Source organism: Parvularcula mediterranea (assembly GCF_013085255.1).
In the GTDB taxonomy this organism is placed as follows: Bacteria; Pseudomonadota; Alphaproteobacteria; order Caulobacterales; family Parvularculaceae; genus Parvularcula; species Parvularcula mediterranea.
The window spans coordinates 889,349-914,359 of record NZ_JABFCX010000003.1; the positions used below are offsets into that span (position 1 = coordinate 889,349).

Consider the following 25,011-nt stretch of genomic DNA (forward strand, 5'->3'; position numbering starts at 1 on the left):
CTTATCCGCGCTTCTTCTTCATCCGGTCGCGCATGCCCTCACGGGCAGCTTCGCGCTCTTCGTCGGAGATGACGCCGTCGCCATCGGTATCGACTTCATCGAACCGTTCGCCGGCATGCTCCAGCATCTCATCGAGGCTGACATAGCCGTCGTCGTTGATGTCGTGCTTGTCGAACATCTTCTCGGCATGGCGCGCGCGGCGGCCACGGAGCTGGCCTTCGAGCTCTTCGAGGGTGACAAAGCCGTCGGCGTTCTCGTCCATCTCGGCAAAGCGGTCTTCGGCTTTCTGGAGAGCTTCATCGCGGGTCACGGGACCACTGTCGCGTCCACCAGGATGGGCATGGGCGGCACCGGTCACGGCGATCAGGGCAGCGGCCAGAAGGGGCAGAGTCTTGGTCATGCTGTCATTCCTTTATCGAGGAGGAACGGACCATCCGTTCCGATGAGAACGATGTGCGCACCTCATGTCACCGGCGCTTGCCAGCGAGGCTTCCTTCTGTCGCAAAATGTAACCGCATTGTCCCTTATCAGGCGATTGACGCGCGGCCCCGCCCGCGCCATAGAGCCTCGCTCTGGCGGAGTAGCTCAGTTGGTTAGAGCAGCGGAATCATAATCCGCGTGTCGGGGGTTCAAGTCCCTCCTCCGCTACCATTTTTTGATCTCCCGGGCCGTGGGCCCTCCGATGGGGCGGCGCATCAGCGCCGGACACACACTTGTGCGCCTTCGGGCGGAAGCGTTTGGCTGATGGCCATGTTGGGTGCGCTTGGAACCTTTTTGCTCAGGCCTTAGCCTTGTCCGAAAAAAGGGAGAGGGACATGGCTTCACCTGAGGAGCAGCTGGCGACGATGCTGGCGAACCTGCCTGAAAAGACGGGCAAGCCGCTGGGCGATTGGCAGAAGCTGATCGCGTCTGAAGGGCTCGAGAAGCATGGGCAGATCGTCAAGTTCCTGAAGACCGAGCACGGCGTCACCCACGGGTTTGCCAACCTGATCGCAGCGAAGGCGCGCGAGATTGAGACACCTGCAGACCCGGTGACTGAGCAATATTCAGGGGCGAAGGCTGGTTTGAAGCCCATCCACGACGCGGTGATGGCCTATGCGATAAGTCTCGGGAGCGACGTCGAGGTGGCGCCGAAGAAATCGAGCGTCAGCCTGAGGCGGAAGAAGCAGTTCGCGCTCATCACCCCGGCGACGAAAACGAGGGTCGACCTCGGTCTCGCCCTCAAGGGTGACGAACCAACCGAGCGCCTCGAAACCTACAACGCCATGTGCAGCCACCGGGTCCGGCTCGAGAACCCCGAAGACTTCGATGACGAAGTTAAGGCCTGGATGGCCGAAGCCTACGAACGCGCCGGCTGACCAAGGAGCGTTGCTCCAAGGCGAGACAGCTCCTCGCGAAGGCCCACAAGCGTGGGCCCGGCGCCCCTGCGCCGCCCCACCGGAGCGCCTGCGGCGCGGGAGATAAAATATTGTGAACCATAACGAAACGTGACGTGTTCACTGAATTGCGCTCGGTCTCGGTGCAGTCGGGCTCAGTTCTTGCTAGGGGGTATGCATGAGTTCGACATTCGCCAACGCTGCCGAACGCGCCCACACTGCCGCTGAAGAAGTCTGGCACGCAGTGACCCACGGGGTGGGGATCGTGCTGGCGGTCATCGCCCTCGTCTTCCTCGTTTTGAAAGCCACCATGATGGGAGGCGCCAAGGAGATCACCGCGGTCTCGATCTATGGCGGCTCGGCGGTGCTCCTCTACCTCGCCTCGACAGTCTATCACGCCGCTTTCAAGTCGACGTTCCAGCCCTTCCTCGAAGTGGTGGATCACGCGGCGATCTACCTGAAGATCGCGGGCAGCTACACGCCGTTTGCGCTAATCACCCTGCCCACGGGTTCGGGGATGGCGATCCTTATAACCGTATGGGCGATGGCTGCGATTGGCATTGTGGCGAAGTTCGTCCTGCATTTCGTGGACGGGCACATCCGCAAGTATGACTGGATCAGCCTCGCCGGTTATGTCGGCATGGGCTGGGTTGCCGTCTTTGTGCTGTGGCCGCTGTTCACGAACCTGCCGCTGGCAGGCTTTGTCTGGCTTGTCGCAGGCGGGCTCTGCTTCACTGTTGGTGCAGGGTTCTTTGCCTGGAAGTCGCGCATGTACACCCACGCGATCTTCCACGTCTTCGTTCTGGCAGGAAGCGTCTGCCACTTCGTGGCGATCTACGGCTTCGTCCTCGGACAGAATGGCGGCGCGGCTTAAGGGCCCGAAAGCCCTTAGAACACACCCCCGACCCTGAGCGCTGCGAAGGCTGCAAGGCCGAGCACGATGAGCGCCGTGCCTTTGAGCAGCAGACGCGCCTTGGGATCCGAAGCTGGCTGCGGGCGCAGGCCTTCCGCGATCATCGGCGTCACCGACGGGAAGGCAGCCAAACGCTGGGCACCCGGCAGACGGTGAATCATCCGGACAATCGGGCGGAGCTTGTGCTGGTGGCCTTGCGGTACGTCGATCGCGAGGACGACGGGCATGCCGTCGCGGCGGTCGAGGCTGACCGTGCGGTAGCTGAGCTTGGCTTCGGAGAGCTTAGAGAGAACCTGTGAGTGGTCCTTCGCCTCACGGCCCACCGTGGGGATCGAGTAGAGAAGGCGCGCGTAAGGATAGCCGCCTTCCTGCTGCACCTGCGGCAGGCCATCATCGTCGAGGCCCGGCGTGTGGCGGAGCGGCGTGTCCTTGCCCTTTTTCAGCGAACGGCCGCTGTCGAAGAAACGCTCGACCGCTGCGATGTCGCCGGACATCAGGTCAGCGCGGGTCGCGCCGCGCCTTGGCAGGGCCGAGGTCGCGATGAACGAGGTCCGCACCCGGTCTGCGCCAGCCATCTCGGCCTCGAGGACCTTGTAGTCGCTGTCGAAGCTGTAGCCGCCATCGCCCAGCGCTTTGTCGAAGCTGAGAAGGACGCCGATCAGCGGCTTGGAGTGGTTCGCGCCGGAGGTCTTCGAGACACGCTCCTGACCGCCGGGGCCGTACTTGGTGTGAACCTCGCGCTCGGGGTCGAGAAGCTCTGCCGCGCGGGAGAGGCCCTCGCGATAGGTATCGGTGCCGTCGGGCAGCTGCTGCACGTCGATACCGCGGGCACGCAGGCCCTCAACGGCCGCGGCGCAATGGCGGAGCGCGTCGTTCGAGGCGTAGACCGTACCGATCCGGCCGCGATATTTGCGCTGCTTCTCGGCATTCCACTGGAAAGCGCGGGTGCCGGTGGCATCGAAGCTGTCGGTGAAGCCTGCCTGATCGACCTCGTGAATCATGTCCGTGGGGACGGCGAGGACGTAGTTGCTCTCCGCCACATACTCGCCGAGCACCTGCTGCGGAAAGTCCATGAGCGCCGAGAGCGTATCGGTATTGAAGCCGCCATGCTCGTCATAGAGCGGGAGGACGCCGACTTGGGCCTGACCGGAAACGACGGCGGCGGCGGTCGATTCGGCGGACGCCCGTGGGCTCGTCCAGGTCTTGAAGGCTGCGCCGCCTGCCGTAGGCGCGCTGGCCGGAGCCGCTGCGGCATTGCCGAAGGAGCGGCGTGTGCCCGAGCCATAGAGGCTCATGGAGAGGTCCGACGAGGTGATCTCGCGGCCCGAAAGGTCCTGGCTCGCACCAGGCGCAGCGCCGTTTCTGGCGCCCCCGCCATTGACCGCCCGAGCCCTTGTGGGGTTCCTGAAAAGGTCAGCGGCAATCTGCTCGGCGACCCATGCGCCAAGGCCATGACGCTCATCCATGAACGCGACGAACTGATTTGCCACGGTGAGGCCTCCCACTCCTGAAAGGACAAGTTAACGCGCCTGAAAGGTTTACGCCAGTGCTGCGCCGTGTTTCTCCTAGAAGAGAAGAGCGAGTGGGCAGATGAGACAGGTTTTCCGCGTAGTCTGGGCCCTTGCCCTTTGTGTTCTGGCGGCCTGCGCCACGCCTCCGAAGCCCTCGGAGAACACTGGACAGCGCGTTGTCGGCACCGTGGGCAACCGCGCCGTGATCCCGACGAGAGCGCCAATCTTCCCCCAGATCACCGCGAGGAACCTCGACGGGCAGGCCGTGAGGCTGCCTTCAGGCCTCCCCGGCGCGCGGAGCCTCGTGGTGATTGCCTTCGAGATCGACCAGCAGTCCGTGCTCGAGGAATGGAGCCGGGCTTTCGGGCTGGAGACAGCCCGGAGCGTTCCGTGGGTCGGGATCGCTGCCCCGGCACCCGGGTACGAGATCTTCTCCGACGCGATCACGTCCCGGCTTCGTTCGGAGACACCGCGGGCATCGGACCGGAAGCGGCTCTTTACCTTCTTCGACCGGAATGCGCTTCTGGCCGGGCTTCAGGTCAGTTCAGTTTCGGAGCCGCTGATCCTCGTGGCTACCCGCGACGGGGACGTGGTGACGATGGTCAGGGGACGCCCGACCACCGAAAAGATCCGTAGGCTGCGCTCGGCCTTATAGGATGAACTTGGAGAGGTCCTGGTTGCCCGCGAGGCCTTCGAGAGCATCCTCGACGAAGGCCTTGTCGATCGAAATCGTCTCGCCCGAGCGGTCAGCGGCGGAGAAGCTCACATCTTCGAGGACCCGCTCGAGGATCGTCTGGAGCCTCCGTGCACCGATATTCTCGACGCTCTCGTTCACCCGGGCCGCCATGTCGGCCAGGGCGTCGATACCGTCTTCCGTGAATTCGAGGGTGACGTTCTCAGCACCAAGAAGCGCTTCATACTGACGAAGAAGGCTCGCCTCGGTGTCGGTGAGGATGGCGCGGAAATCGTCGCGGGTGAGGGAGGAGAGCTCCACCCTGATCGGCAGGCGGCCCTGAAGCTCAGGCAGCAGGTCAGAAGGCTTGGCGAGATGGAAGGCGCCCGATGCGATGAAGAGGATATGATCCGTCTTCACCGTACCGTGCTTGGTCGGCACGACCGAGCCTTCGATGAGCGGGAGGAGGTCACGCTGCACGCCTTCGCGGCTGACGTCCCCTGATCCGCGCTCGGAGGATTTGGCCACCTTGTCGATCTCATCGAGGAAAACAATGCCGTCATTCTCCACCGCCGAGAGGGCTTCCTGGGTGATTTTCTCGTCGTCGAGGAGCTTATCGCTTTCCTCATCGATCAGCGGTTTGAAGGCATCTTTGACCAGCAGCTTCTTTTTGGACTTCTGCTGTCCGAAGGCGCCCTTCATCATGTCGGAGAGGTTGATCATGCCGACCGAGCCGCCGGGCATTCCGGGGACGTCGAAGCTCGGCATGCCTTTGCCCTGGTCGGTAACTTCCACCTCGACTTCCGTGTCGTCGAGGAGGCCGTCGCGCAGCTTGCGGCGGAAGGACGTGCGGGTCGCCTCGCCAGCCTGCGGGCCCACGAGGGCGTCGATGACGCGCTGTTCGGCGGCGTCCTGGGCGCGGGCCCTGACCTCTTCTCTCCTCCGCTCACGGACGAGCTGGAGAGCCACCTCCACGAGGTCCCTGACGATGGAGTCGACGTCGCGGCCGACATAGCCGACCTCAGTGAACTTGGTGGCTTCGACCTTCACGAACGGTGCGCCGACGAGCTTGGCGAGCCTGCGGGAGATCTCTGTCTTGCCGACGCCGGTCGGGCCGATCATCAGGATGTTCTTCGGCGTCACTTCATCCTTGAGCTGACCTTCGAGCTGGCGGCGGCGCCAGCGGTTCCTGAGGGCGACAGCGACGGCGCGCTTGGCATCGCGCTGTCCGATGATGAAGCGGTCAAGCTCGGAGACGATTTCGCGGGGCGTGAGGTCGGTCAAGGCTTAGCGTTTCTTTCCGAAGGAGAGGTCGGCGAAATAGGCGATGGCAGCGCCCGCGCCATAGGCGAGGAAGTCGAAGGCATCGAAGGTGCGGCCAAAGGCAAGACGAGCGAAGGCGCTGTCTGCGATGCCGAGCTGACCTGCGATGTCGATCACCTGCCCAAACTCCACCGCAAAGGCGACGGCAAGGACGAGGATCGCAGCAAGACCTTTCGGCATCATCGTCACGGTACGGACGACGAGATAGAGCCAGACAACGACCAGAACGTCACCGCCGTGGGTCCTGACGATGCCTGTGCCGAAGGTGGCGATGAGAGCGAGGACGAGCGACAGGATGCCTGTCGCGAGAAGATAGTACATGCGCATCAGGAGATGACCTCCATGGTGATCTTGTCGTTGGTGAAGACGTCGATCTTCCCAGCAATGGCAAGCGCCTCGCGGGCGATCTCCTCTGCGGGAAGGTCAGTATTCTGAATGAGGGCGAGGGCCGCGGACTGGGCATAGTTGCCGCCGGAGCCAATGGCGATGACCCCGCCCTCTTCCATGGCCTCTGGTTCGATCACGTCACCGAGGCCGGAGATCATCAGCGTGGTCTCCGAATTTGCGACGATGAGAAGCGCTTCGAGCTGGCGAAGGGCGCGGTCGGTGCGCCAGTCCTTGGCAAGCTCAACGCAAGCGCGCGTCAGCTGGGTGGGGTACTGCTCAAGCTTCGCCTCGAGCCGTTCAAGGAGCGCGAACGCATCTGCCGTCCGGCCAGCAAAGCCTGCGACCACCTTCCCGCCAGCGATACGGCGGACCTTGCGCGCGTCGCCCTTGGAAATGGTCTTGTCCATCGAGACCTGGCCATCGCCGCACACGGCAACCTGCCCGTTCCTGCGAACAGCGAGAATGGTGGTCATGGACAGGCTCCCTACGAAAGACGCGTGGCCCCTGAGATAAGAAGCCGAAGCGCGGTCGCTAGCAGGGCATTCAAGAGGATGAAAGCCGCTGCTTGGAACCAACCGGCATGTCCTCTTCCAGTGAGGCTGCGAGCGCTGCCGATTTCCTCACCTTCCAAGTCTTTAAAATAGTTCGATATTCTAAGCTCGGCACTCCACATTCGGTTTGATTTTCAAACTTATCTCTTGAATGTCCGATCTGTTTGCATTACAAACTATACTGCAGGAACAATCCTGCGGGAATGAGGATCAAGGAGATTTCACGATGTTCGCCACTGCCATGCTGCTGCTCGCCCCGCTCACCGTCATCGTCGATGGCGTCGAGAGCGATGCTGGGACCTTCTACGTCTCGGTGCAGACCGAAGAGACCTACATGCAGCCAACCGGCACGGCCGGCTCTCGGACCGACGCCCAGCCCGGCACCATGACCTTCGAATATGACGTGCCCGCCGGCAGCTATGCCGTGTCGGTCTGGCATGACGACAATGGCAATGACGTCTTCGACCGTCAGGCCAACGGCTTCCCGGAGGATGGCTGGGCCCTCTCGGGCAATGGCGGCTGGCAGTACTCAGATGTCGAAATCATCGTCCCTGCCGATGGCACCACCGTGCGCCTTGAAATGACCTACCCGGAGTAATCCGCCCATCAGGTCCCAAGCTCGGGGATGCGATGCGCCCCATCCTCCCCGGGCACCAGCCGCTCGCTGCGCACCACCGCGGCGAGCGGCAGTTTTGCGTAGAGGTGGGGAAAGAGCTGACCTCCGCGCGAGGGCTCCCAGCGCAGCGCATCGGGGAGCGCGCTCGTATCGACGAACGCCAGAACGAGCGGCCCCGCTCCGCGGAAATGCTTGGCCAGCGTCTCGCCTGTCTGGGCAGCGGTGGAGAAGTGGATGTAGCCGTCCTCAATGTCGATCGGCGCGCCGATGGTCTCGCCGTCCGCCTTGAGAGCCTCCCACTCGGCGGGGCGGAAGATCTTGTAGATGATCCGGTCGCTCATCGGCGGTGCCTTTCTCATTCCCTGCGCTGTTTTCGTCATTTGGCGCAGCGCGCGGTGCTCTCTATTCTTAAGGCCATGATCGAGCATCGCCAGAAGACATTTGTCGTTACAGGGTCCAACACCGGCATCGGCTTTGAAACGGCCAAGGCCTTCGCCGAGTTGGGCGGAAGGGTCATCCTCGCCGTCCGGGACGAGGCCAAGGGCCAGGCCGCAGCCGACGACATCTCCAAGGTGACCGGTAATGACAAGGTGGCGGTCCTCCATCTCGACCTTGGTGATCTCGCGAGCATCCGGAAGGCTGCCGAGGCGCTCAAGGGCGAAGAACGGATCGACATTCTCGTCAACAATGCCGGGCTCGCGACGACATCGGACGGAGAGACCAAGGACGGCTTCGAGCTGATCGCAGGGGTCAATCACATCGGCACCTTTGCCTTCACCGAGGCGATCATGGGCAAGCTCCTCGAGACAGCGCGCACCCGGGGCGAGTGCCGGGTCATCAACCTCTCTTCCGCTGCGCATCAGTTCGCGCGGAAACTCGATCCCGAAGACCTCTTCCCGGAAAAGCGCGGCATGGCCCGCGATGCCTATTCGGAGAGCAAGCTGATGAACCTCCTCCACGTGCGGGAGATGGCGCGGCGCTATGGCCGGCTGGGGATCAGAGCCCATGCTGTGCACCCGGGTTTCGTAAGCTCCGACTTCGGAAGGTCGAACCATTTCCCCGGTGCCTGGCAGGCCGTCTTCATGCTGACGAAACCGCTGCAGATCAGCCCGGCAAAAGGCGCGCGGACCACCATCGCTGCCGCACTGTCCGATGACGGAGCATGGAACAACGGCGTCTACTGGGACAAGGAGAAGCCCGCGACGCCGACCCTGCCGGATGACCCCGACCGGGTCGCGCGGATGCTCTGGGACGAGACCGAACGCCTCCTCGCCGAAAAGGGCTTCATTGTTGAGCGTGACGCAGAAGAAGACGCGGACCTCTTCGCCAGCCAGACGAGCACCCTTTTCCCGAACGGGCTCTAGTCCCCCTCCTTGATGAGGCCTTCCTTGACCGCGGCGGCCATCAGTGCGGCCGCGGACTTCACACCGAACTTGCCCATCAGGCTCGCGCGGTGCTTCTCGGCCGTCCTTGGCGAGATGCCCTGCAGCTCCGCAATTTCCTTCGTCGTCCGTCCCGAGACGATCATGGCGAGGGTCTGGTGCTCGCGCGGCGTGAGCCTCGTTGGCCCTGACGCGCCGTCCATCGCAGCCTGGCACTCAGGCGCGATGAATGTCTGACCACGGAGGATTACGGGAAGCTTCTCGTAGAGGATGGCCATCGGCGCGCCCTTGTAGAACATGCCCTCCACCCCCTGCTCTTTCAGGCTCGCCAGCACGCCGCCCTGAGTGACCGATGAGTAGATGACGATCTTCGTTTCGGGGGACCAGCGGCGGATATCATTGAGGATCTCACCACCTGACGCGAGGGGCATGGTGATATCGAGAACGAGGAGGTCAGGGCGGTGCTTCTTGACTGCGGCCAAGGTCTCAAAACCGTCGCCGGCCTCAGCCAGAATCTCGAGACCCTCAGGCGTCACGAGACCGGGTTTCGCGAGCGCCAATGCAAGCCCATCACGGACAATCTGATGGTCGTCGGCGAGGACAACCGTCTTGCGCACGCTGTCCGTCATTGCTCACGAGCCGCCGGGACGGTGATGGCGAACAAAAGACCGCCGCCCTTGAGGAGCTCGTTTTCGAGACCGAAGCCAAACTCTTTCGTCAGGGAGCGGACAATAGGCAATCCCAACCCAGAACCTTCGCTGTCCGCAGACTTCTCGCCGCGCCTGAATGCTGCCTCGAGTTCTGCCTCCGACAGGCCCCGACCATTATCAGCAACGACGATGGCGATGGCACCGCCCCGCCGTTTCGCGCCGACGAGGATCCGCTCCGCCCCTGAATGACTGATCGCGTTGGTCGCCAGGTTGGAGACCACCCGCATAAGAGGGGTCGCCGGCGCGAAAACAGCCCGGGCGGAGCTGACCATCCGAAGGTCGATCCCTGCCTGTTCGGCATCGCTTTCGAACAGGTGACGAAGGGTTGCGAAGAATGCCGTGAGGCTGATGTCTTCGGAGAGCGCATTGCCTTCATCCTTGGACGGAAGGCCGTGACCCGCGCTTCCGCCAACATAGCCGTCGCTCAGATCATAGAGATGGTCGGCGAGCCTGCGCAGCCGCTCCCTCGGCTCGTCAGGGAGAGCTGATGCATCAAGCTCCGCACGGATCGAAGCGATGGGCTGGCGGAGGTCGTGGCTAACATCGGAGAGGCGCCGGGTCCGCTCGATGATTTCGGACTGCGCTTCGGAATAGGCCCGTTCGAGGCGCAGGAGCTCGCTCGCCTGGCTTGCCTGAAGCTCGACCGCCATGAGGCGTTCCCGCAGTGCATCGGCGTGGGAGCGGCGCATGTCGAAGAGGGCGTAGCTCACGGTCAAAATCGTCAGTAGGGCAACGATTGCAAAGGAGCCCCTGAAGATCCACTGCGTAGCCGTCGGGTCCCAACCGCCAAGTAGCGTAGCGCCCAGGAGAATGAGGCTCAGCATCCCGGCCGTGCCGAGCGCTATACCGGCCGATGGATTGACCTTCCCTTCGCTGGTCTTCCACGTCATCGCCGCGGTCCCGTTGGAGATGATCATCCCCACAAGGAGGATATTGAAAAGAAGCACCGGCACCTGGTCGAGGGGTAGGGTCAAGGAAATAAGCGCCGCGGCACAGGCTCCGAGCACGGTAAAAAGTGCCGGCCTTGTCCATGATGGCCCTGCCTTCCCGCCCGATGCGATGTAGGCGAGCCAGTAGCCGTATCCTGCGTAGATCATTCCGTAGAGGTACGAAAACCGGATTACGCCAGTTTCCGGAAGGCCGAAAAGGGTCACGAGCCACTCCTCGATCACGAAGAGCAGCCCAAGAGTCAGGACGAGGAGGACACCATATCCAGTGGCGATCCTGTTCCCCATCCCTTCAGTCACGGCGATGAAGCTGAGGCCGAGCGTGAGGAACAGGGAGTAATAGGTGACGTCCCAAATCCCCATGCCTTCTCCTCTCACCTCAGTGCCTGGCCCTCCCCGCAGAGGAAGAGGGCCTGACCTTCCTGTTACTTCGCTTTTCGCCGCCGCAGCAAACCGCCGACTGCAAAGACCGAGGCCATGAGCGGGAGGGCGCCGGGGATCGGGACCTCCGAGATGGTGTCGTCGAAGATGGTGATGGATCCGAGGCCCTGGGACTTGAAGCCGCTGTACAGCAGCGCGAAGCCCGGAATATTGGCGAGGTCGAGAGAGCTCGACTCCACCTCCACCCCGGCATCGCCCACGCAGAGCCGTCCATTATCATCATCCCTCGCCGGGTTCCCGCAACCGAAGCCCAGGGATGCGCCGAAGTCTCCGCTGACAGACAGGCCGAACACGCTGCTGAAGGCATTGCCGACGCCGATATCGCCGACGCTCAGGTCCCATCGTCCCACTTCGCCGAGATCGAAGTTGAAGTTGTCGACCCCGGAGTTGCCGATAGAGAAGATGCTGCTGACGAAGGTGCCGGTAACGGCATTCCGTGCCGTCAGCGTGCCGGAGATCCCTGTCAGGTCGAGGGTCGAGCGCTGGGTCGCGTTGGCGGAGACGCCGCCACCGATCGAAATGCCCGGGATCTCCGGCGTGCCGACCCTAGCAAAGCCCTGGCTATCCCGGCCCGTGCCGCTGCTCCTGATCGTGGAGCTTCCCGATGCGCTGAGGCGGTAGCCCCGATCGATCAGGCTGACATCGCCGATGTTGAGGAAGCTCGTCGCCACTCCTGCTTCGAACCCGGCGCCAAAATTGGTGTCGAAGTCCGCATCGGCAGACCCCAATAGCGCCAGCATGACGCTGCCCGCTTCGCTCAAGCCGATGCTGTCATCATATTGAGCGGTGAAGTCGAGATCGACCGAGGAGTCCACGGTGCCGGTGCTGGCCTGTGCTTCGGCGAAGATCTGGGCTCCGCTGGGCCCGATCCTGAGACTGTCCGAGAAACCGGCGGCGCTGCGGCCTCCAAAGATGTTCTGATTGCTGACGCTCCCTGAAGTGCCCGCATTCACGGTCACGGGCGCTGCCGATGCGGTGGCAAGCGCGACGGGCGCGGCGGCGGCGATGGTGAGTAGTGTTTTGAGCATAGCTCCCTCCGTTCTGATGGAGGCAGATGAGCAGCGGAGGCCCTACGCCGTTATGGGTAGTCTTACCCAAACGCTGCCGCGATGCTGAAAATTGGCAGCAATCCTGCCGCAGGAAAGGGCCTAGGCATTCTCAACCCTCCTCTGCTAGGCGGCGCGTTCCCTTTGAAGGACAAGGCATGACCAACCGCATCGCAGAGAGGCACCGCAAGACGAAGGAGACGGACATCACCGTCCGGCTCGACCTCGACGGCTCGGGCAAGGCTGATGTCTCGACCGGTATCGGTTTCCTCGACCACATGCTCGAGGGCTTTGCGAAGCATTCCCTGTGTGATCTCACCGTGCGCGCGGAAGGCGACCTGCACATTGATGGCCACCACACGACCGAGGATGTCGGCATCGTCATGGGTCTCGCAGCTGCCGAGGCGCTGGGCGATATGAAGGGCATCACGCGCTTCGGCCATGCCTACATCCCGATGGACGAGACCCTGACCCGGGCTTCGATGGACCTGTCAGGGCGGCCCTACCTCATCTGGAAGGCCGAGTTCACGCGGGACAAGATCGGCGAGTTTGACACCGAGCTCTTCAAGGAGTGGTTCCACGCCTTCGCGACCAATGCGGGCGCCTGCCTGCACGTTGAAAATCTGTATGGAACCAACAACCACCACATCGCGGAGAGCTGCTTCAAGGCCACCGCGAGGGCCTTCAAGATGGCGGTTTCGCTGGATCCGCGGATGGCTGGCTCGATCCCCTCGACCAAGGGATCGCTCGGCTCCTGACCCCGCTCGCGCGATAACATAGCGCTTGCAACGTGGTTAATGCTTTCTATGGTTTCGCCACTGCCGTCAGAAGGCAGGAAACGCTATTCTAGGGAAGAAACCATGTTTGCATCGCTCATCGCATCGGCGCTCGCGCTGACCGCCGTTCAATCCGAAGCTGAGTGGAAAGCAGCCTGCGAAGCCTACCAGGCCGAGTATGGCGGCGAAGCCGATTGCGGCTGCCTCGCAGAGAAGGTCGCCGGTGACGCTGACCTCGCCGCGATGTTTTCCGAGATCACCTCGCCGGACGATTTCGCCGATGCTCCGGAAGAAGTCATCGAAGCGGTTTCCGACTGCAGCTAAGCAGTCGGGCCATCAGGCTTTTGAAGAAGGGCGTGCCATTGCGGCGCGCCCTTTTTTGTTGCGCTGCGACGGGGAGGCGCTAACCCGCCCGCCTATGCCTACCGTATGCGTTATCGACTATGGAGCCGGGAACCTGCACTCCGCCGTGCGCGGCCTTGAGCGCGCTGCGCCCGACGCCAGCTGGCGGGTCGCGGTCAGCGCCGAACCTTCCGAAGTGCTGGCTGCTGACCGGATCGTCCTCCCCGGCGTTGGAGCCTTTGCGAGCTGCGCCGCTGGCCTGAGGGCAAGGCCCGGGCTTGTGGACGCGCTGGTCGAAGCGACCGCCGAGCGGAAGCTTCCCTTCCTTGGTATTTGCGTCGGGATGCAGCTTCTCGCGGACCTTGGCGAGGAGCATGGCGAGGTGGAGGGCCTCGGCTTCGTCTCCGGCAAGGTCCGTGCCCTGAAGGCCGATGGCCTCCGGCTTCCGCACATGGGGTGGAACGAAGTTGTTCCGGTTGCGGATCACCCTCTCCTGCCGCCTGAAGGCGATGCCTATTTCGTGCACAGCTTCATCTTCGAGGCCACCGACGAGAGTGATATCATCGCGGCCGCTGACTATGGCGAGCGGTTCCCCGCTGCCGTGGCGCGGGAAAACGTCGCGGGTGCGCAGTTCCACCCTGAGAAAAGCGGCGCCTACGGACAGGCTTTCCTCAAGAATTTTCTGGAGTGGCGACCATGACCGCTTTTGAACTCTGGCCCGCGATCGACCTCAAGGGAGGCAAGGCCGTGCGCCTCCTCCGCGGGGACATGGACAAGGCGACGACCTATGCGGACAATCCCGCGGACCAGGCGAAGAGCTTCCGCGAGAGCGGTTTCGAGCGCCTGCACGTGGTCGACCTCGACGGCGCTTTCGCGGGCAAGCCTGCCAACGCAGATGCTGTCGAAGCCATCCTGAAGGAGACCGACGCGAAAGTGCAGCTTGGCGGCGGCATCCGCGATCTTCAGACGGCGGAGCGTTGGCTCAAGCTTGGTATCTCCCGGGTCATCCTCGGCACCGCTGCCGTGAAAGACCCTGAGTTCGCGCTCGCTGCCGCCCGCGCGTTCCCCGGACAGGTGGTGCTGGGCCTTGATGCCAAGAACGGTTTTGTCGCGACCGAAGGCTGGGACGAGGCATCGTCTGTCACGGCTGAAGAGCTGGCCGCCAAATTCGACAAAGCACCCTTTGCAGCGATCGTCTACACCGACATCCTGAAAGACGGCGCGCTCGAAGGTCCGAACGTCGAGGCCACCCGCGCGCTGGCCAAATCAACGAAGCTGCCAGTCATCGCCTCGGGCGGCATGTCGTCTACGGATGATCTCCGCGAGCTGGCTGCGCTGAAAGGCGACGGCATCGCTGGCGCGATAATTGGCAAGGCGCTCTACGAAGGCCGGATCGAGCCCAGGGCTGCGATCGAGGCCGTGCGATGAGCCTCAAGACGCGCCTCATTCCCTGCCTCGACGTCAAGGACGGGCGCGTGGTGAAGGGCGTCAATTTCGTCAGCCTGCGTGACGCTGGCGACCCGGTCGAAGCCGCTGCCGCCTATGCCGAGGCAGGCGCGGACGAGATCTGTTTCCTCGACATCACCGCGAGCCATGAGAACCGCGGCACGCTCCTCGAAACTGTGACCCACACCGCGCAAGAGGCCCTCTGCCCCCTGACGGTTGGCGGCGGTGTTCGGTCTGCGGAGGATGTGCTGGCGCTCCTGCGCGCAGGGGCGGACAAGATTGCCATCAACTCCGCCGCCGTGCGTGACCCTGCGGTGCTCACGGCTTCGGCTCTTGCCGCAGGTTCGCAGGCCGTGGTCTGCGCCATCGACGCCAAGAACGTAGCGCCCGGCAGATGGGAAATCTTCACACATGGCGGCCGCAAGCCCACAGGGATCGACGCTGTTCAGTTTGCTGAAGAAGCCGAGCGCCGGGGTGCTGGCGAGATCCTGCTGACGTCGATGGACCGTGACGGCGTCAAGACCGGTTACGACGTCGAGCTTCTGAAAGCCGTCACCTCAGCCGTGAACATCCCCGTGGTCGCATCGGGCGGCGCAGGCGAGCTGCACCATTTATCCGAAGCCGTCACCGTAGGCGGAGCATCCGCAGTTCTCGCGGCCAGCATTTTCCACTTCGGCACCTTCACGATCGAAGAGGCGAAGAAGGCGATGATCGCGGACGGGGTTCCGATGAGGAGGACATGGTGAGCAAGATCGGCAACGCCTTGGACGGCCTGACGAAACGTATCGAAGCCCGCCGGGGCGATGATCCGTCCACCTCCTATACGGCCAAGCTCCTGTCGGAGGGCAAGGCCCGCTGCGCCAAGAAGATGGGCGAGGAAGCCGTCGAGACCGCGCTTGCCGGCGCTCTCGGTGACAAGGAGGAGCTCGCCGCGGAGAGCGCCGATCTCCTCTACCACCTCGCGGTCCTCCTTGAGGCCAATGGGATCAGCTTCGACGAGGTCGCGGCAGAGCTTGAGAAGCGCGCCGGAACCTCCGGCATTGCCGAAAAGGCTTCACGAGAGCGTTAGACATTCACGTTAGAAGCGTCCGCTGGCACGCGGGCTGCATCGTTCCAGTCATACGCAACGCCTGGCGCATCCTCCGCGCCAAACGGAGACTGAAACGAGATGAACCGCTTCGCTAACGCCGCTCTCGCAGCCATCGCCGCCCTCGGCTTTTCAACCGCTAACGCCGCAACCCTGATCGGGGTGACGGGCGAGGCCTGGGACTCGCCGAACAACATCAACTCGCTCTCGGCAGCGCTTGCTGAGATCACTAGCCGCGATGCTGACACGCTCTTCGACCTGACCCGGATCGACTTCCCCAACGGATCGACCGGCAGCTTCAGCGATAACAACACGCTCTCCACCTTCCTCGGTAGCCTCGGCACGATCACCAGCGGTATCGACTTCCCGAAGCTCCACGACACGGTCATGCGCTTCTCAGGCATGATCGAGCTGGGTGCGGATGACACGCGCTGGTCGGTGGGTTCGGACGATGGCTTCCAACTGACCATCGACAACGAAATCCTTGGTCAGCAAGGCCGCCGCGGCTTCCGCTACACGAGCGGTGACCTCGACTTTGGCCCGGGCCTCTATGCGTTCGAGCTCGTCTACTTCGAAGATGGCGGGAAGACCGGTGTCGAGTTCCTGGTGAACAATCAGCTTGTCGACAATGTCGAAACGCCTCTCCCGGCAGCGGGCGTCCTGATGGCAGCAGGCCTCGCAGCGTTCGGCATCCGCCGCCGCAAGGCCTGACCTCTCAAGAACAACGGGAAGGACGGGGCTTCTCGGCTTAGCCGAGGAGCCCTTTCTCTTGGGCGAGCTTGCGGAGCGAGACCTCCGGACGTGCGCCCTTGTGGCTGATGACTTCCGACGCACAGAGGGAGCCGAGCTTGCCGCAGGACTTGAGGTCCATGCAGGTGGTGAAGCCGAAGAGCCAGCCAGCGGCGTAGGCATCGCCCGCGCCGGTGGTGTCCACAAGCTGCGCTGGCGGGATGGCGTCCACGTGCTCGATCTCGCCTTGCGGGCCGAAGACCATCGAGCCCTTCTCGCTCATGGTCACAGCGCCCCAGAGGCAGAACTCGGCCTTCATGGCCTTGGCGGCTTCCATGGCATCGTCGTGGCCGGTCAGAGCCTTCGCCTCGTCATGGTTGGCGAAGATCATGTCCACGGTCTCCTTGAGGAAGGCGACCAGGGGCTCGAAGTTGCGCTCGACCATGCCTGAGTCCGAGAGGGTCATGGCGACGAAGCGGCCAGCCTTTTTCGCGCGGCGCGCAGCCTCACGGCAGGCTTCGCGGCTTTCGGGGGCTTCGAAATTGTAGCCTTCGAGGTAGCAGATCTGGGCGGTCTCGAAGTCACCCTCGAGGACGGCGGCGGGGGTGATGTCCCCCGCTGCGCCGAGGTAAGTGGCCATCGAACGCTCCGCATCGGAGGTCACGGAGATGAGGCAGCGGCCCGAGGGCTTCCCGTCGGTGACGTTCGGCGTGTCGAAGATGACGCCGGTGCCGCGCAGGCTCTCGCGATAGGCATTGCCGTGCTTGTCGTCGGCCACCGTGCCGATGAACCGGGCCGTGCCGCCAAGGCTCGCGATGCAGGCGCAGGTATTCCCGGCTGAACCGCCAGCCACCATCACCGTGTCCGTAAACTCTTCCGCGTGCGAAATGGCCTCGGCCTTTTCGGTGTCGATCAGGATCATGCCGCCTTTGGGCACTTCGAATTTCGCAAGAAACCCTTCATCAACCTCAGCAATGACATCGACAATCGCGTTTCCGAGCGCAGCCACCTGGATATCGGCCATGTTTGATCCTTCTTTCAGACCGCTGCGGGTTAGAGGCGCAGCGCTGCTTCTGTCCACCGCTTCCTTGCTGACCGCTTGCGCAACGTCGTCAGGCGATAGCGCGCGGGGCGACGATGCGCTGGGCCAGCTCATCGGCAGAGAAACAGGTGAGGAGGCGCCGGTGGAAACCCGCCTCAAGCCCGGTCCTGATGCGACCTTATTCATCGGGCGGGACGTCAGCCTTCTTGAGCGTCTGGTCGGTGCGCCTGCGCTGGTCCGGCGGGAGGGACCCAATGAGTTCCGCCGCTATGACCTTCAGCGCTGCCGCATCTACGCCATCGTGGCGCCTGCGGGCGGCGATGTGGCGTCCTTGAGGACCGGCGCGCTGAACGCAGGCGGTAAGGCGCCGAGCTTCTCGACCTGCACCGCAGGGCTTTGACCCGAAGCCCGGTGCGGCGCACATTTGAAAGCTAGGGCCCGTTAGGAGAGCGAATGAGCGATACCCAGTCCGTGAAGGCGCCGAGCGAGGATCCCAAGGGCTGGCTCTGGCGGAGCGTCAAACCCTACACCCGACCCGAGATGGCCGCGATGCTGATGCTCGGCTTCGCATCGGGCCTGCCGCTCTATCTTGTGTACCAAAAGACCGCTTTCTGGCTGCGTGAGGAAGGGATTGAGCTTTCCACCATCGGGTACTTCTACTGGCTAGGGCTTTTCTATTCCTTCAAGTTCGTCTGGGCACCGATCATCGACCGGCTGAACGTGCCGGGGCTGACGAAGAAGCTGGGGCACCGGCGGTCATGGATGATCGTCTCGATCATCGGGACCATGGCGGGCCTTTCCATTGCCGCGTTCAGTGACCCCTCCGAAGGGCTGACCCAGATCATCCTCGGTACGCTGATCCTGGCCTTCTCAGGTGCTACCCTCGACGTGTCGATTGACGCCTGGCGGATCGAAAGTGCGCCGAGCGAGGAGCAGGCCTCGATGGCGGCATCCTATTCGTTGGGGTATCGTGGTGCGCTGATCTTCTCAGGGCTCGCGCTGGTGCTGGCCTCATGGTCGTCTTGGACGGTCAGCTATCTCGTGATGGCCGCAGCCATGGGCACGACAGCTGCGCTCGTCCTCATCATCCGTGAACCGAAGACCGTGAAGAAGCAGATCGCGCTCAGCGACCTGCCGCTCTTTGCCGGCCCCGCACAGGCGGCGGCGGTGGCGCTTTTTCTCTTCGGCTTTGCGAAGGTCTTCGTCTGGATGAACTTCGCCGAAATCCTTGTGCATCTTCTGGCGGGGGCTGCCATTGGCGCGCTCGCGCTCGGCAAGATCGCCTTCAAGGGCACCAAGATGGACCTGCCTTGGCGCGCGGCCCTTGCGGGGCTCGGCGCGCTCTATGTCTACTCCCGCCCAGTCCTTGAGAGCACCGTCGGCCTCCCGGCCAACGAGCAGTTCGCCAAGCTCGCCGTCGTGGCTCTCACAATCGCTGCCCTCGCGGGCCTCGTCATGGCGATGGTGAAGGCGTCGCAGGCGACCGAGGGCAACCTCAACCTTCAGGACCCAGAGGCCAAGCGCGGCAGGGTCTTCATGGTCTACGCTCCGCCGCTTCTCCAGGTGATCGACCGGTTCGGCAAGGTGATCGTCCCGATCTTCATCCTTGTGCTGATCTACCGTCTGTCGGACTTCACCATGGGTGTGATGGCGGTGCCGCTTTATGTGGACCTCGGGTTCGACAAGGGGATGGTCGGCGCAATCCAGTCCGGTCCCGGTGTCATCTCGACCTTCATCGGCCTCTTCCTTGGCGGGCTCGCGGCAGGTGCCTTCGGCATCACGCGGAGCCTCGTCTTTGGCGCGATCCTGACCCTTGTGACCAATGGAGCCTATGCGTGGTTCGCAGGCAGCGCGACGGGGGATGATATCGGCTTCCTGACCTTCGCGATCTGTGCGGACAATGTTGCCGGCGGGTTCGTCACGACGGTCTTCATTGCCTATCTTTCGAGCCTCGTGGACCCGGCCAATGCTGCCACTCAATACGCGCTCTTCAGCTCGATCTACGCGACCCTCAACAAGTTCGTAGCCGGATTTTCAGGGCAGATGGCCGAGGCCCTTGGCTGGGTGAACTTCTTCCTCCTGACGGCGAGCTACGCGATCCCTGCCGGACTGCTGGTGATACTGGTCGCGGTGCTCCAGAAGCGCTACCCGCCCAAGCCAGTCGCTGCGGTTGGGGAACCTGCAACATGAGTATCATCGCGGACGAGGTCGGCAAGCGGAAGAACGCGCGCTCGCTCTCCTCTTTCTTCTTCGGCGTCGGGATCTTCGTCCTCGCAGGGTTCATCCTGTGGATCGGCCAGGGGGTCCTGATCCCCTTTGTCATCGCGGCGTTTCTCAGCTTCCTGATCGTCACGGTGAAGCGGCGGATCGAGCGGCTTCCGGGCCTGGGACGGTTCATCCCTGAAGCGTTGAGCTTCACGCTCTCCTTCGCCTTCATCCTCGCCATCATGTTCGTCCTTGTCGCGATCATCCGGAGCAACATCGAAGCTGTGGTGGCAGCCGCGCCGGGATATGGCGAGCGGCTTGGCGAGATCTGGCGGGAACTGACGGTCTTTGCGGACACGATGCCGTTCGGTGCTGATATCCGTGAGGGTCTCGACAATTTGCAGGCCAATGCGCTGGAAGTGACCCAAGGCTATCTCGGCGGCGTCGCAGCCATTGCCCGCGGGCTCGTCGGCAGCCTTGTTACCGTCTTTCTGTACACGGCCTTCATCCTGGTTGAGCGCGGCAGGCTCCTGTCCAAGCTCACCAAGATTGCCGGACCTCATGGCGCGGATAAGCTGGTGTCGGACGTGATCGACGACATCCAGCGCCTCGTCAGAACCTACATCTCGGTCAAGACGCTGACGAGCTTTATCGTCGCCGTGATCTCCTTTGTGATCATGATGCTGCTCGGGATCGATTTCGCTGGGTTCTGGTCACTTCTGATCTTTGCGCTGAACTTTATTCCCGTGATCGGCTCGATCATCGCCGTCATCCTCCCGACGCTGCTAGCACTCGTGCAGCCGGGCGGCGGGCTTGGCCTTTTCATTCTGACGGGCGTGCTCCTGACCACGGCGGAGCAGGTGGTGGGCTCGTTCATTGAGCCGCGCATGATGGGTCAGTCGCTGAACCTTTCGCCCCTCGTCATCCTCTTGAGCCTTGCGGCTTGGGGATCGCTCTGGGGTATCGCTGGCATGTTCCTCTGCGTACCGATGACCGTTGCGATCATGATCATCCTCGCGCAGTTCGAGGCGACCAAGCCGGTGGCGATCCTGTTGTCGGATAATGGCGAGATCGATGCGCTGCAGCGCGGCTACTCGGCTCCGGTGGGAACGCCTTCTGCAGACTGAGCGCTCTTCTCCTTGCGGACGGCAAGGAGGAAGCCAGCTGCATCGACGGTGTAGCGTTTGAAAAGCCTTACAGGCTCCTGCCGCAAGCGATGCAGGAACTCGATGCGCATGTTCTGCATCCACATCGGCGCGCGTGAGACTTTCTCCGCGAGGAAGTCGAAGAGCGCGCCGACGCCCATCGCTACCGGCGCGCGGATAGCATCGGCGTGGCGCATGATGAACTTCTCCTGAAGTGGATTGCCCATGGCCACCAGAAGAAGATCCGTCTGCGCATCGTTGATTTCTTCAACGATCATGGACTCGTCTTCAGGCTTGAAGAAGCCGGAGCGGAGGCCAACGATCTCGTGGCGCGGGTCGATCTCAGCAATCTTGGCAGCCGCCCCTTCGGCGATCCCAGGCTCTCCTCCAAGGAGGTAGATACGCAGCGGTTTCAGGCTTTCGCGGAAGATGCGAGGCGTCAGGTCGGTCCCATTGAGATTCTCAGGGAAAGGCTCGCCAAGCTTCATCTTTGCGCCAAGGTCGAGGCCGACACCATCGTTGAGAAGCATCATCCGTGCAAGGACGTCACGATACTCGGGGTCTTCCTTGGCAAGCATCAACGTATTGGCGTTGCAGATCCCGATCCTGAGCGGGGTCCGCTTCTCGATCGCGCTTTCGAAGGCGTCGAAGAATTCCGCACCCGTCCTGAACGGGATCTCCAGCCCTGCGAATGTGAAGACCTTGCCAGCCATCGATTCCTCAGCCCACCGCCGCTGCCAGAACCGGCGCCAGCGCCTCTGCCTCTTCGCGCCGCCTCAAGGACCTGCGCCATGCGAGGCCAAGGCTGCGAGACGGTGATGTACCATCAGGGTCTTTCAAAGGAATGACGCTGAGGCCATCCGCGAGCCCCTGACCCACAGCGAGTTTGGGGAGCAGCGTCACGCCGAGCCCTGAACGGACCATCTGGACGAGGGTGAAGAGGCTCGTTGCGGCGAAGCTTGACCCATCCCTTGGCCGGGGAAGGCGGCAGGCCGACAGCGCATGGTCGCGCAGGCAGTGGCCGTCCTCAAGCAACATAAGGGGCTCGCCGAGGAGCTCCTCGGTCGCGATTTCCTCGCGCTCCGCCAGCGGGTGATCCTCCCGGCAGACGAGGAAGAAAGGGTCCTCGGCAAAGACCTCGCAATCGAGCCCGTCGCCCTCGATCGGCAGGGCAAGGACAGCCATGTCGAGCTGATCGGCCCGCAGAAGCTCGACCAAGTTCGCCGTCAGGTCCTCGCGCAGGAAGGCTCTCAGCTCCGGGAACGCACCCTCCATCCGCGGCATCGCAGCGGGCAGGAGGAACGGCCCGATCGTCGGGATGAGACCGAAGCGATAGCTCCCATCAAGCAGCGGCTTGGCCGTCGAAGCCGCCACCGTCAGCTCCCGCGCATCGGCCAAGAGGTCCTCCGCCCGGCGCCGCACTTCCTCACCGGAAGGCGTCAGGGCGAACCCCTTCGCCGAACGGTCGACCAGCACCGCATCGAGGGTCGCTTCGAGTTCCTTGATCCCCGAGGAGAGGGTCGACTGGGAGACGAAGCACGCCTCCGCTGCGCGGCTGAAAGAGCCGGTGCGGCAGAGTGCCTCGTAGAACTGGAGCTGGCGGAGGGTTGGCAGGTGCTGCATAGCCTATCGATAAATCCGATTGAGGGGCGCTACAATATCAATTTGCCACGCGATGCAGTTCGGACCATGTGTCTCCTCGAGGGCGGAAGACCCTCACAGAGATTCAGACCATTTGGAGATACGCATGCTTGGTGTTGGTGACCGCATTCCCGATTTCAAAGTTGTCGGTGTGAAGCCGAAATTTATGCAGCATGAGCAGAACGGCGAGAGCGCGTTCGAAGACCTCACCCAGGACAGCTTCGAAGGTAAGTGGAAGGTCATCTTCTTCTACCCGAAGGACTTCACCTTCGTCTGCCCGACCGAGATCGCCGAGTTCGGCCGTCTGGCCAGCGAATTCGAAGACCGCGATGCTGTGGTCCTCGGCGGTTCGACGGACAACGAGTTCTGTAAGCTCGCTTGGCGCCGTGATCACCCCGACCTCAACGAGCACCCGGCCTGGTCGTTTGCAGACACCACCGGCAGCCTCGTCGACGGCCTCGGCATCCGCTCGGAAGAAGGCGTTGCGCTGCGCGCGACCTTCGTCGTCGATCCGCACGGCGTGATCCAGCACGTTTATGTAAATAATCTGAACGTGGGCCGGAACCCTCAGGACACTTTGCGCGTTCTCGATGCACTTCAGACGGACGAGCTCTGTCCCTGCAACCGCCCTCTGGGTGGTGACACGCTCTAAGCCTTTGAAGCCATGACCGTTGTTCGCACCTGCCCTGCCCCTTAGCGAACTCGGTTTGAAGCGTTGGTCCGGATACCTTCCCCCCCTGCCCTGATGTCCGGACCAACGCTTCCTTTTCTTCCCTGACCACAATTTCGATGGAGGTCCGCATGTCGCTCGACGCCCTGCGTGAGCAGCTCCCTGCCTACGCGAAAGACACCAAACTCAACCTCGGCAACCTCGCCAGTGATGACTCGCTGGATGAGCAGAAGCGCTGGGGCACGTTCCTCTCCTGCGCCATCGCAGGCCGGAACCCTGACGTGATCAAGGCGATCGCCGCCGAAGCGAAAGAGAAGCTCTCCGAAGAGGCTTTCACCGCCGCCAAGGCTGCTGCTGGCATCATGTCCATGAACAACGTCTTCTACCGCTTCGGCCACGAGGCGGGGAACGAGGTCTACAAGACCATGCCTGCGAAGCTCCGCATGACGATCATCGGCAACCCCGGTGTCGAGAAGGTCGACTTCGAGCTCTGGTCTCTGGCCGTTTCCTCGATCAATGGCTGCTTCATGTGTGTCGACAGCCACGAGGCGATCGTCCGCAAGGCGGGCCTGACGTCTGAGCAGATCCAGACCGCCGTGCGCATCGCTTCTGTGGTTCAGGCCGCCAGCGTCATCGTCGGCGCGGAAACAGCCCTCGAAGGCTGACACGTCCCACTCAATGACCGTTTACTGAGGAACCCTCTTCTGGCTGACGCTGGAGGAGGGTTCCTTCGTTTCAGGGTCACCGATCGTGAACGGCGCCCGGAAGGAGATCGTTTTCTCCCCCGCGATCAGCTGCTCGGCCATGCCCAGCGGCCCAGCCGCCCGGGGCACAGCACCAAGAAGCAGGAACAGAGTCAGGATCCAGAGGACCGGCAGGCTAGAGAGCCACCGCCTTGAGGAACGGATTGCTCGCTGTGTCATGGGCATCGGCCGGGCGGCTGCGGTCATGATGATCGTCTCTCTCGTGCGGGTTGTCGCGGTTCAGCTTGCTCATCCGGGCCGAGACTTCGAGGGCCTTCGACAGCGCCTGAATCTCAAGCTCGGCGCGTCGCATGAGCGGGGTGATGGCGTCTTCCGTCAGGGTACGTGCTTCTTCACACTGGCGCAGGTGGCGGACCATCTGCCCCTCCATCGTGTCGAGTAGGTCGTCGATTTCCACACGCTTGTCCTTGAGGGCGTAGGCGCGCTCATCGAGCTCTCGGACCGCTCCCTGGAGTTGCTCGCGCAAGTCTTCGACGGCAGCCGAAGATGCCTCCGTCGCCTGCGCCAGGGTCGTGAGCGCCGCGCCTATACCGCTCTCCGTCCGCTGCATTTTCTTCAGCGTCCTCTGAAGCTTGAGGCAGTAGAGCGCCGCGCCAAGGGCCGCCATCAGGACGAATGCGTCTGCGTAAAGATCAAAAGGCATGGTCTCTCTCAAATCAGGACGAAGTCAGTCACGAGCAGTGTCTGGAACTGGCCGCCGAGTATGTCTTTCGCTGCGGGCACCAGCGCTTCTTTCAAGGCGCTGAGGCCCTCACCGCCGCTCAGTGTCGCGGGGTCCACCGTATACGCACCTTCGAGGATCGCATTGCGGAGCGGAAGGCGCATGGGCTCAGCCGCCGTTGCATCGGTCACCTCCACCGCAACGGCAAAGCGCATACGCACCGCACGTGTTCGGCCATTGCTGGCGTTCAGCGAGATGACGAAGGGTTCGAGCTTGAGGAGTTGCTCCTTGGCCGCTTTGCCCTTCTTCGACGTCTTCGGCTTCTTGGCAGGCGCCTCGCCGGCTGACGCGGAGGGCACGGCATCGGGGCCGAGAAATCTCATGCCAACCGCGGCACCAATGCCGATCACGACCGCAGCAGCCGCGGGCACAAGGAAGCGCGACAGGCCGCCCTTCTTTTTCTCCGCCTGCGGAAAGAGATCATCATCCTTCATATCCGTCCCCTTGCGATATGGGGAACTTGTTGCAACCACAGGTAAACACTCTCTTAACGAATTCTTCGCTAGCTCAACCTTCGATTGTGGAGGGCAATGTGTTCGAGAGTTTGAAGGAAAAGGCTGGGTCCCT

At 62.7% G+C, this 25,011-nt stretch carries 31 protein-coding genes and 1 tRNA gene; 18 read left to right on the top strand and 14 right to left on the bottom strand.

All coding sequences use genetic code 11. From position 1 onward, the window contains the following. Window position 1: 1 nt before the first annotated feature. The gene (locus HK107_RS13110) at window positions 2-400 is read right to left on the bottom strand and encodes an EF-hand domain-containing protein (protein WP_173200520.1); all 399 of its coding nucleotides are present in this window, start codon (window positions 398-400) and stop codon (window positions 2-4) included. A 174-nt stretch (window positions 401-574) separates the two neighbouring features. On the opposite strand from HK107_RS13110, the gene HK107_RS13115 reads away from it, so the two are divergent. The 3 genes from HK107_RS13115 to trhA all read left to right on the top strand — a co-directional run bounded on the left by HK107_RS13115 (window position 575) and on the right by trhA (window position 2,250). Then, window positions 575-651, top strand: a tRNA-Met gene (locus HK107_RS13115). Between the two features lie 164 nt (window positions 652-815). Beyond that, the gene (locus HK107_RS13120; protein WP_173200522.1) at window positions 816-1,358 is read left to right on the top strand and encodes a DUF4287 domain-containing protein; all 543 of its coding nucleotides are present in this window, start codon (window positions 816-818) and stop codon (window positions 1,356-1,358) included. 196 nt (window positions 1,359-1,554) lie between these two features. Further along, window positions 1,555-2,250 carry a PAQR family membrane homeostasis protein TrhA gene (trhA, locus tag HK107_RS13125; protein ID WP_173200524.1) on the top strand — a complete coding sequence of 232 codons (696 nt, stop codon included), beginning with the start codon at window positions 1,555-1,557 and terminating at the stop codon, window positions 2,248-2,250. Between the two features lie 14 nt (window positions 2,251-2,264). On the opposite strand, the gene HK107_RS13130 is transcribed toward trhA, so the two are convergent. Next, window positions 2,265-3,779 (bottom strand): hypothetical protein, encoded by a 1,515-nt coding sequence (locus tag HK107_RS13130; RefSeq protein WP_173200526.1) that lies wholly within the window; start codon window positions 3,777-3,779, stop codon window positions 2,265-2,267. A gap of 100 nt (window positions 3,780-3,879) precedes the next feature. Between HK107_RS13130 and HK107_RS13135 the strand changes: the two genes are divergently transcribed. Beyond that, window positions 3,880-4,455 (top strand): hypothetical protein, encoded by a 576-nt coding sequence (locus HK107_RS13135; RefSeq protein WP_173200528.1) that lies wholly within the window; start codon window positions 3,880-3,882, stop codon window positions 4,453-4,455. On the opposite strand, the gene hslU is transcribed toward HK107_RS13135, so the two are convergent. From hslU to hslV, 3 genes are read right to left on the bottom strand one after another with little or no spacing between them, the layout of a single operon-like run. Further along, on the bottom strand, window positions 4,450-5,757 hold the full coding sequence (hslU, locus tag HK107_RS13140) for an ATP-dependent protease ATPase subunit HslU (protein WP_173200530.1): 1,308 nt from the start codon (window positions 5,755-5,757) through the stop codon (window positions 4,450-4,452). The genes HK107_RS13135 and hslU overlap by 6 nt on opposite strands. 3 nt (window positions 5,758-5,760) lie before the next feature. After that, the gene (locus HK107_RS13145; RefSeq protein ID WP_173200532.1) at window positions 5,761-6,123 is read right to left on the bottom strand and encodes a DUF2809 domain-containing protein; all 363 of its coding nucleotides are present in this window, start codon (window positions 6,121-6,123) and stop codon (window positions 5,761-5,763) included. Continuing rightward, window positions 6,123-6,656 (bottom strand): ATP-dependent protease subunit HslV, encoded by a 534-nt coding sequence (hslV, locus tag HK107_RS13150; protein ID WP_173200534.1) that lies wholly within the window; start codon window positions 6,654-6,656, stop codon window positions 6,123-6,125. Before hslV ends, HK107_RS13145 begins: the two co-directional genes overlap by 1 nt. A 304-nt stretch (window positions 6,657-6,960) precedes the next feature. On the opposite strand from hslV, the gene HK107_RS13155 reads away from it, so the two are divergent. Further along, complete coding sequence (locus tag HK107_RS13155) at window positions 6,961-7,332, top strand: DUF2141 domain-containing protein (protein WP_173200536.1); 372 nt, start codon at window positions 6,961-6,963, stop codon at window positions 7,330-7,332. A gap of 8 nt (window positions 7,333-7,340) precedes the next feature. Here the strand turns inward: HK107_RS13155 and HK107_RS13160 are convergent, their stop codons facing one another. Then, complete coding sequence (locus HK107_RS13160; RefSeq protein ID WP_173200538.1) at window positions 7,341-7,691, bottom strand: DUF952 domain-containing protein; 351 nt, start codon at window positions 7,689-7,691, stop codon at window positions 7,341-7,343. A gap of 54 nt (window positions 7,692-7,745) precedes the next feature. Here HK107_RS13160 and HK107_RS13165 point away from each other — a divergent pair, with 54 nt between their 5' ends. Continuing rightward, entirely contained in the window at window positions 7,746-8,714 is a 969-nt protein-coding gene (locus HK107_RS13165) for an SDR family NAD(P)-dependent oxidoreductase (RefSeq protein ID WP_173200540.1), read from the top strand. Here the strand turns inward: HK107_RS13165 and HK107_RS13170 are convergent. The 3 genes from HK107_RS13170 to HK107_RS13180 all read right to left on the bottom strand — a co-directional run bounded on the left by HK107_RS13170 (window position 8,711) and on the right by HK107_RS13180 (window position 11,858). Further along, window positions 8,711-9,349, bottom strand: coding sequence for a response regulator transcription factor (locus HK107_RS13170; protein WP_198912411.1), 639 nt, complete (start codon window positions 9,347-9,349; stop codon window positions 8,711-8,713). The two genes, HK107_RS13165 and HK107_RS13170, sit on opposite strands and share 4 nt — an antisense overlap. Window positions 9,350-9,357: 8 nt before the next feature. Continuing rightward, entirely contained in the window at window positions 9,358-10,752 is a 1,395-nt protein-coding gene (locus tag HK107_RS13175) for a sensor histidine kinase (protein ID WP_173200544.1), read from the bottom strand. 62 nt (window positions 10,753-10,814) lie between these two features. Continuing rightward, entirely contained in the window at window positions 10,815-11,858 is a 1,044-nt protein-coding gene (locus tag HK107_RS13180) for a hypothetical protein (RefSeq protein WP_173200546.1), read from the bottom strand. Between the two features lie 176 nt (window positions 11,859-12,034). Here HK107_RS13180 and hisB point away from each other — a divergent pair, with 176 nt between their 5' ends. The 7 genes from hisB to HK107_RS13215 all read left to right on the top strand — a co-directional run bounded on the left by hisB (window position 12,035) and on the right by HK107_RS13215 (window position 16,238). Further along, entirely contained in the window at window positions 12,035-12,634 is a 600-nt protein-coding gene (gene hisB / locus HK107_RS13185) for an imidazoleglycerol-phosphate dehydratase HisB (protein WP_173200548.1), read from the top strand. Between the two features lie 102 nt (window positions 12,635-12,736). Beyond that, a complete protein-coding gene (locus tag HK107_RS13190; protein ID WP_173200550.1) occupies window positions 12,737-12,976 on the top strand; it encodes a hypothetical protein in 240 nt (79 codons plus the stop codon). Between the two features lie 94 nt (window positions 12,977-13,070). Then, a complete protein-coding gene (hisH, locus tag HK107_RS13195) occupies window positions 13,071-13,694 on the top strand; it encodes an imidazole glycerol phosphate synthase subunit HisH (protein ID WP_173200552.1) in 624 nt (207 codons plus the stop codon). Continuing rightward, window positions 13,691-14,422 carry a 1-(5-phosphoribosyl)-5-[(5-phosphoribosylamino)methylideneamino]imidazole-4-carboxamide isomerase gene (gene hisA / locus HK107_RS13200; protein ID WP_173200554.1) on the top strand — a complete coding sequence of 244 codons (732 nt, stop codon included), beginning with the start codon at window positions 13,691-13,693 and terminating at the stop codon, window positions 14,420-14,422. Before hisH ends, hisA begins: the two co-directional genes overlap by 4 nt. Next, a complete protein-coding gene (hisF, locus tag HK107_RS13205) occupies window positions 14,419-15,186 on the top strand; it encodes an imidazole glycerol phosphate synthase subunit HisF (RefSeq protein WP_173200556.1) in 768 nt (255 codons plus the stop codon). Before hisA ends, hisF begins: the two co-directional genes overlap by 4 nt. Beyond that, the gene (locus HK107_RS13210) at window positions 15,180-15,509 is read left to right on the top strand and encodes a phosphoribosyl-ATP diphosphatase (RefSeq protein WP_173200558.1); all 330 of its coding nucleotides are present in this window, start codon (window positions 15,180-15,182) and stop codon (window positions 15,507-15,509) included. Before hisF ends, HK107_RS13210 begins: the two co-directional genes overlap by 7 nt. A 99-nt stretch (window positions 15,510-15,608) precedes the next feature. Further along, window positions 15,609-16,238 carry a VPLPA-CTERM sorting domain-containing protein gene (locus tag HK107_RS13215; protein WP_173200560.1) on the top strand — a complete coding sequence of 210 codons (630 nt, stop codon included), beginning with the start codon at window positions 15,609-15,611 and terminating at the stop codon, window positions 16,236-16,238. Window positions 16,239-16,275: 37 nt separating this feature from the next. On the opposite strand, the gene HK107_RS13220 is transcribed toward HK107_RS13215, so the two are convergent. Then, window positions 16,276-17,280: an adenosine kinase gene (locus HK107_RS13220; protein WP_173200562.1), complete on the bottom strand. Its 1,005-nt coding sequence runs from the start codon at window positions 17,278-17,280 to the stop codon at window positions 16,276-16,278. On the opposite strand from HK107_RS13220, the gene HK107_RS13225 reads away from it, so the two are divergent. The 3 genes from HK107_RS13225 to HK107_RS13235 are packed head-to-tail and all read left to right on the top strand — an operon-like array spanning window position 17,279 to window position 20,630. After that, window positions 17,279-17,698 carry a hypothetical protein gene (locus tag HK107_RS13225; RefSeq protein ID WP_173200565.1) on the top strand — a complete coding sequence of 140 codons (420 nt, stop codon included), beginning with the start codon at window positions 17,279-17,281 and terminating at the stop codon, window positions 17,696-17,698. The two genes, HK107_RS13220 and HK107_RS13225, sit on opposite strands and share 2 nt — an antisense overlap. Window positions 17,699-17,751: 53 nt before the next feature. Then, window positions 17,752-19,488: an AmpG family muropeptide MFS transporter gene (locus tag HK107_RS13230; protein WP_173200567.1), complete on the top strand. Its 1,737-nt coding sequence runs from the start codon at window positions 17,752-17,754 to the stop codon at window positions 19,486-19,488. Then, the gene (locus HK107_RS13235) at window positions 19,485-20,630 is read left to right on the top strand and encodes an AI-2E family transporter (protein ID WP_173200569.1); all 1,146 of its coding nucleotides are present in this window, start codon (window positions 19,485-19,487) and stop codon (window positions 20,628-20,630) included. Before HK107_RS13230 ends, HK107_RS13235 begins: the two co-directional genes overlap by 4 nt. Here the strand turns inward: HK107_RS13235 and HK107_RS13240 are convergent. Next, entirely contained in the window at window positions 20,594-21,361 is a 768-nt protein-coding gene (locus HK107_RS13240; RefSeq protein WP_173200571.1) for a WecB/TagA/CpsF family glycosyltransferase, read from the bottom strand. The two genes, HK107_RS13235 and HK107_RS13240, sit on opposite strands and share 37 nt — an antisense overlap. Window positions 21,362-21,368: 7 nt before the next feature. Next, window positions 21,369-22,271: a hydrogen peroxide-inducible genes activator gene (locus tag HK107_RS13245; RefSeq protein WP_173200572.1), complete on the bottom strand. Its 903-nt coding sequence runs from the start codon at window positions 22,269-22,271 to the stop codon at window positions 21,369-21,371. Window positions 22,272-22,395: 124 nt separating this feature from the next. On the opposite strand from HK107_RS13245, the gene HK107_RS13250 reads away from it, so the two are divergent. Both HK107_RS13250 and HK107_RS13255 read left to right on the top strand, forming a co-directional pair. After that, window positions 22,396-22,941 (top strand): peroxiredoxin, encoded by a 546-nt coding sequence (locus HK107_RS13250; protein WP_173200574.1) that lies wholly within the window; start codon window positions 22,396-22,398, stop codon window positions 22,939-22,941. Between the two features lie 149 nt (window positions 22,942-23,090). Next, window positions 23,091-23,624, top strand: a complete 534-nt coding sequence (locus HK107_RS13255; RefSeq protein WP_173200576.1) for a carboxymuconolactone decarboxylase family protein — start codon at window positions 23,091-23,093, stop codon at window positions 23,622-23,624. 214 nt (window positions 23,625-23,838) lie between these two features. On the opposite strand, the gene HK107_RS13260 is transcribed toward HK107_RS13255, so the two are convergent. Both HK107_RS13260 and HK107_RS13265 read right to left on the bottom strand, forming a co-directional pair. Beyond that, window positions 23,839-24,366: a hypothetical protein gene (locus HK107_RS13260; RefSeq protein ID WP_173200578.1), complete on the bottom strand. Its 528-nt coding sequence runs from the start codon at window positions 24,364-24,366 to the stop codon at window positions 23,839-23,841. Between the two features lie 8 nt (window positions 24,367-24,374). Then, entirely contained in the window at window positions 24,375-24,878 is a 504-nt protein-coding gene (locus HK107_RS13265; RefSeq protein WP_173200580.1) for a flagellar basal body-associated FliL family protein, read from the bottom strand. Window positions 24,879-25,011 lie beyond the last annotated feature (133 nt).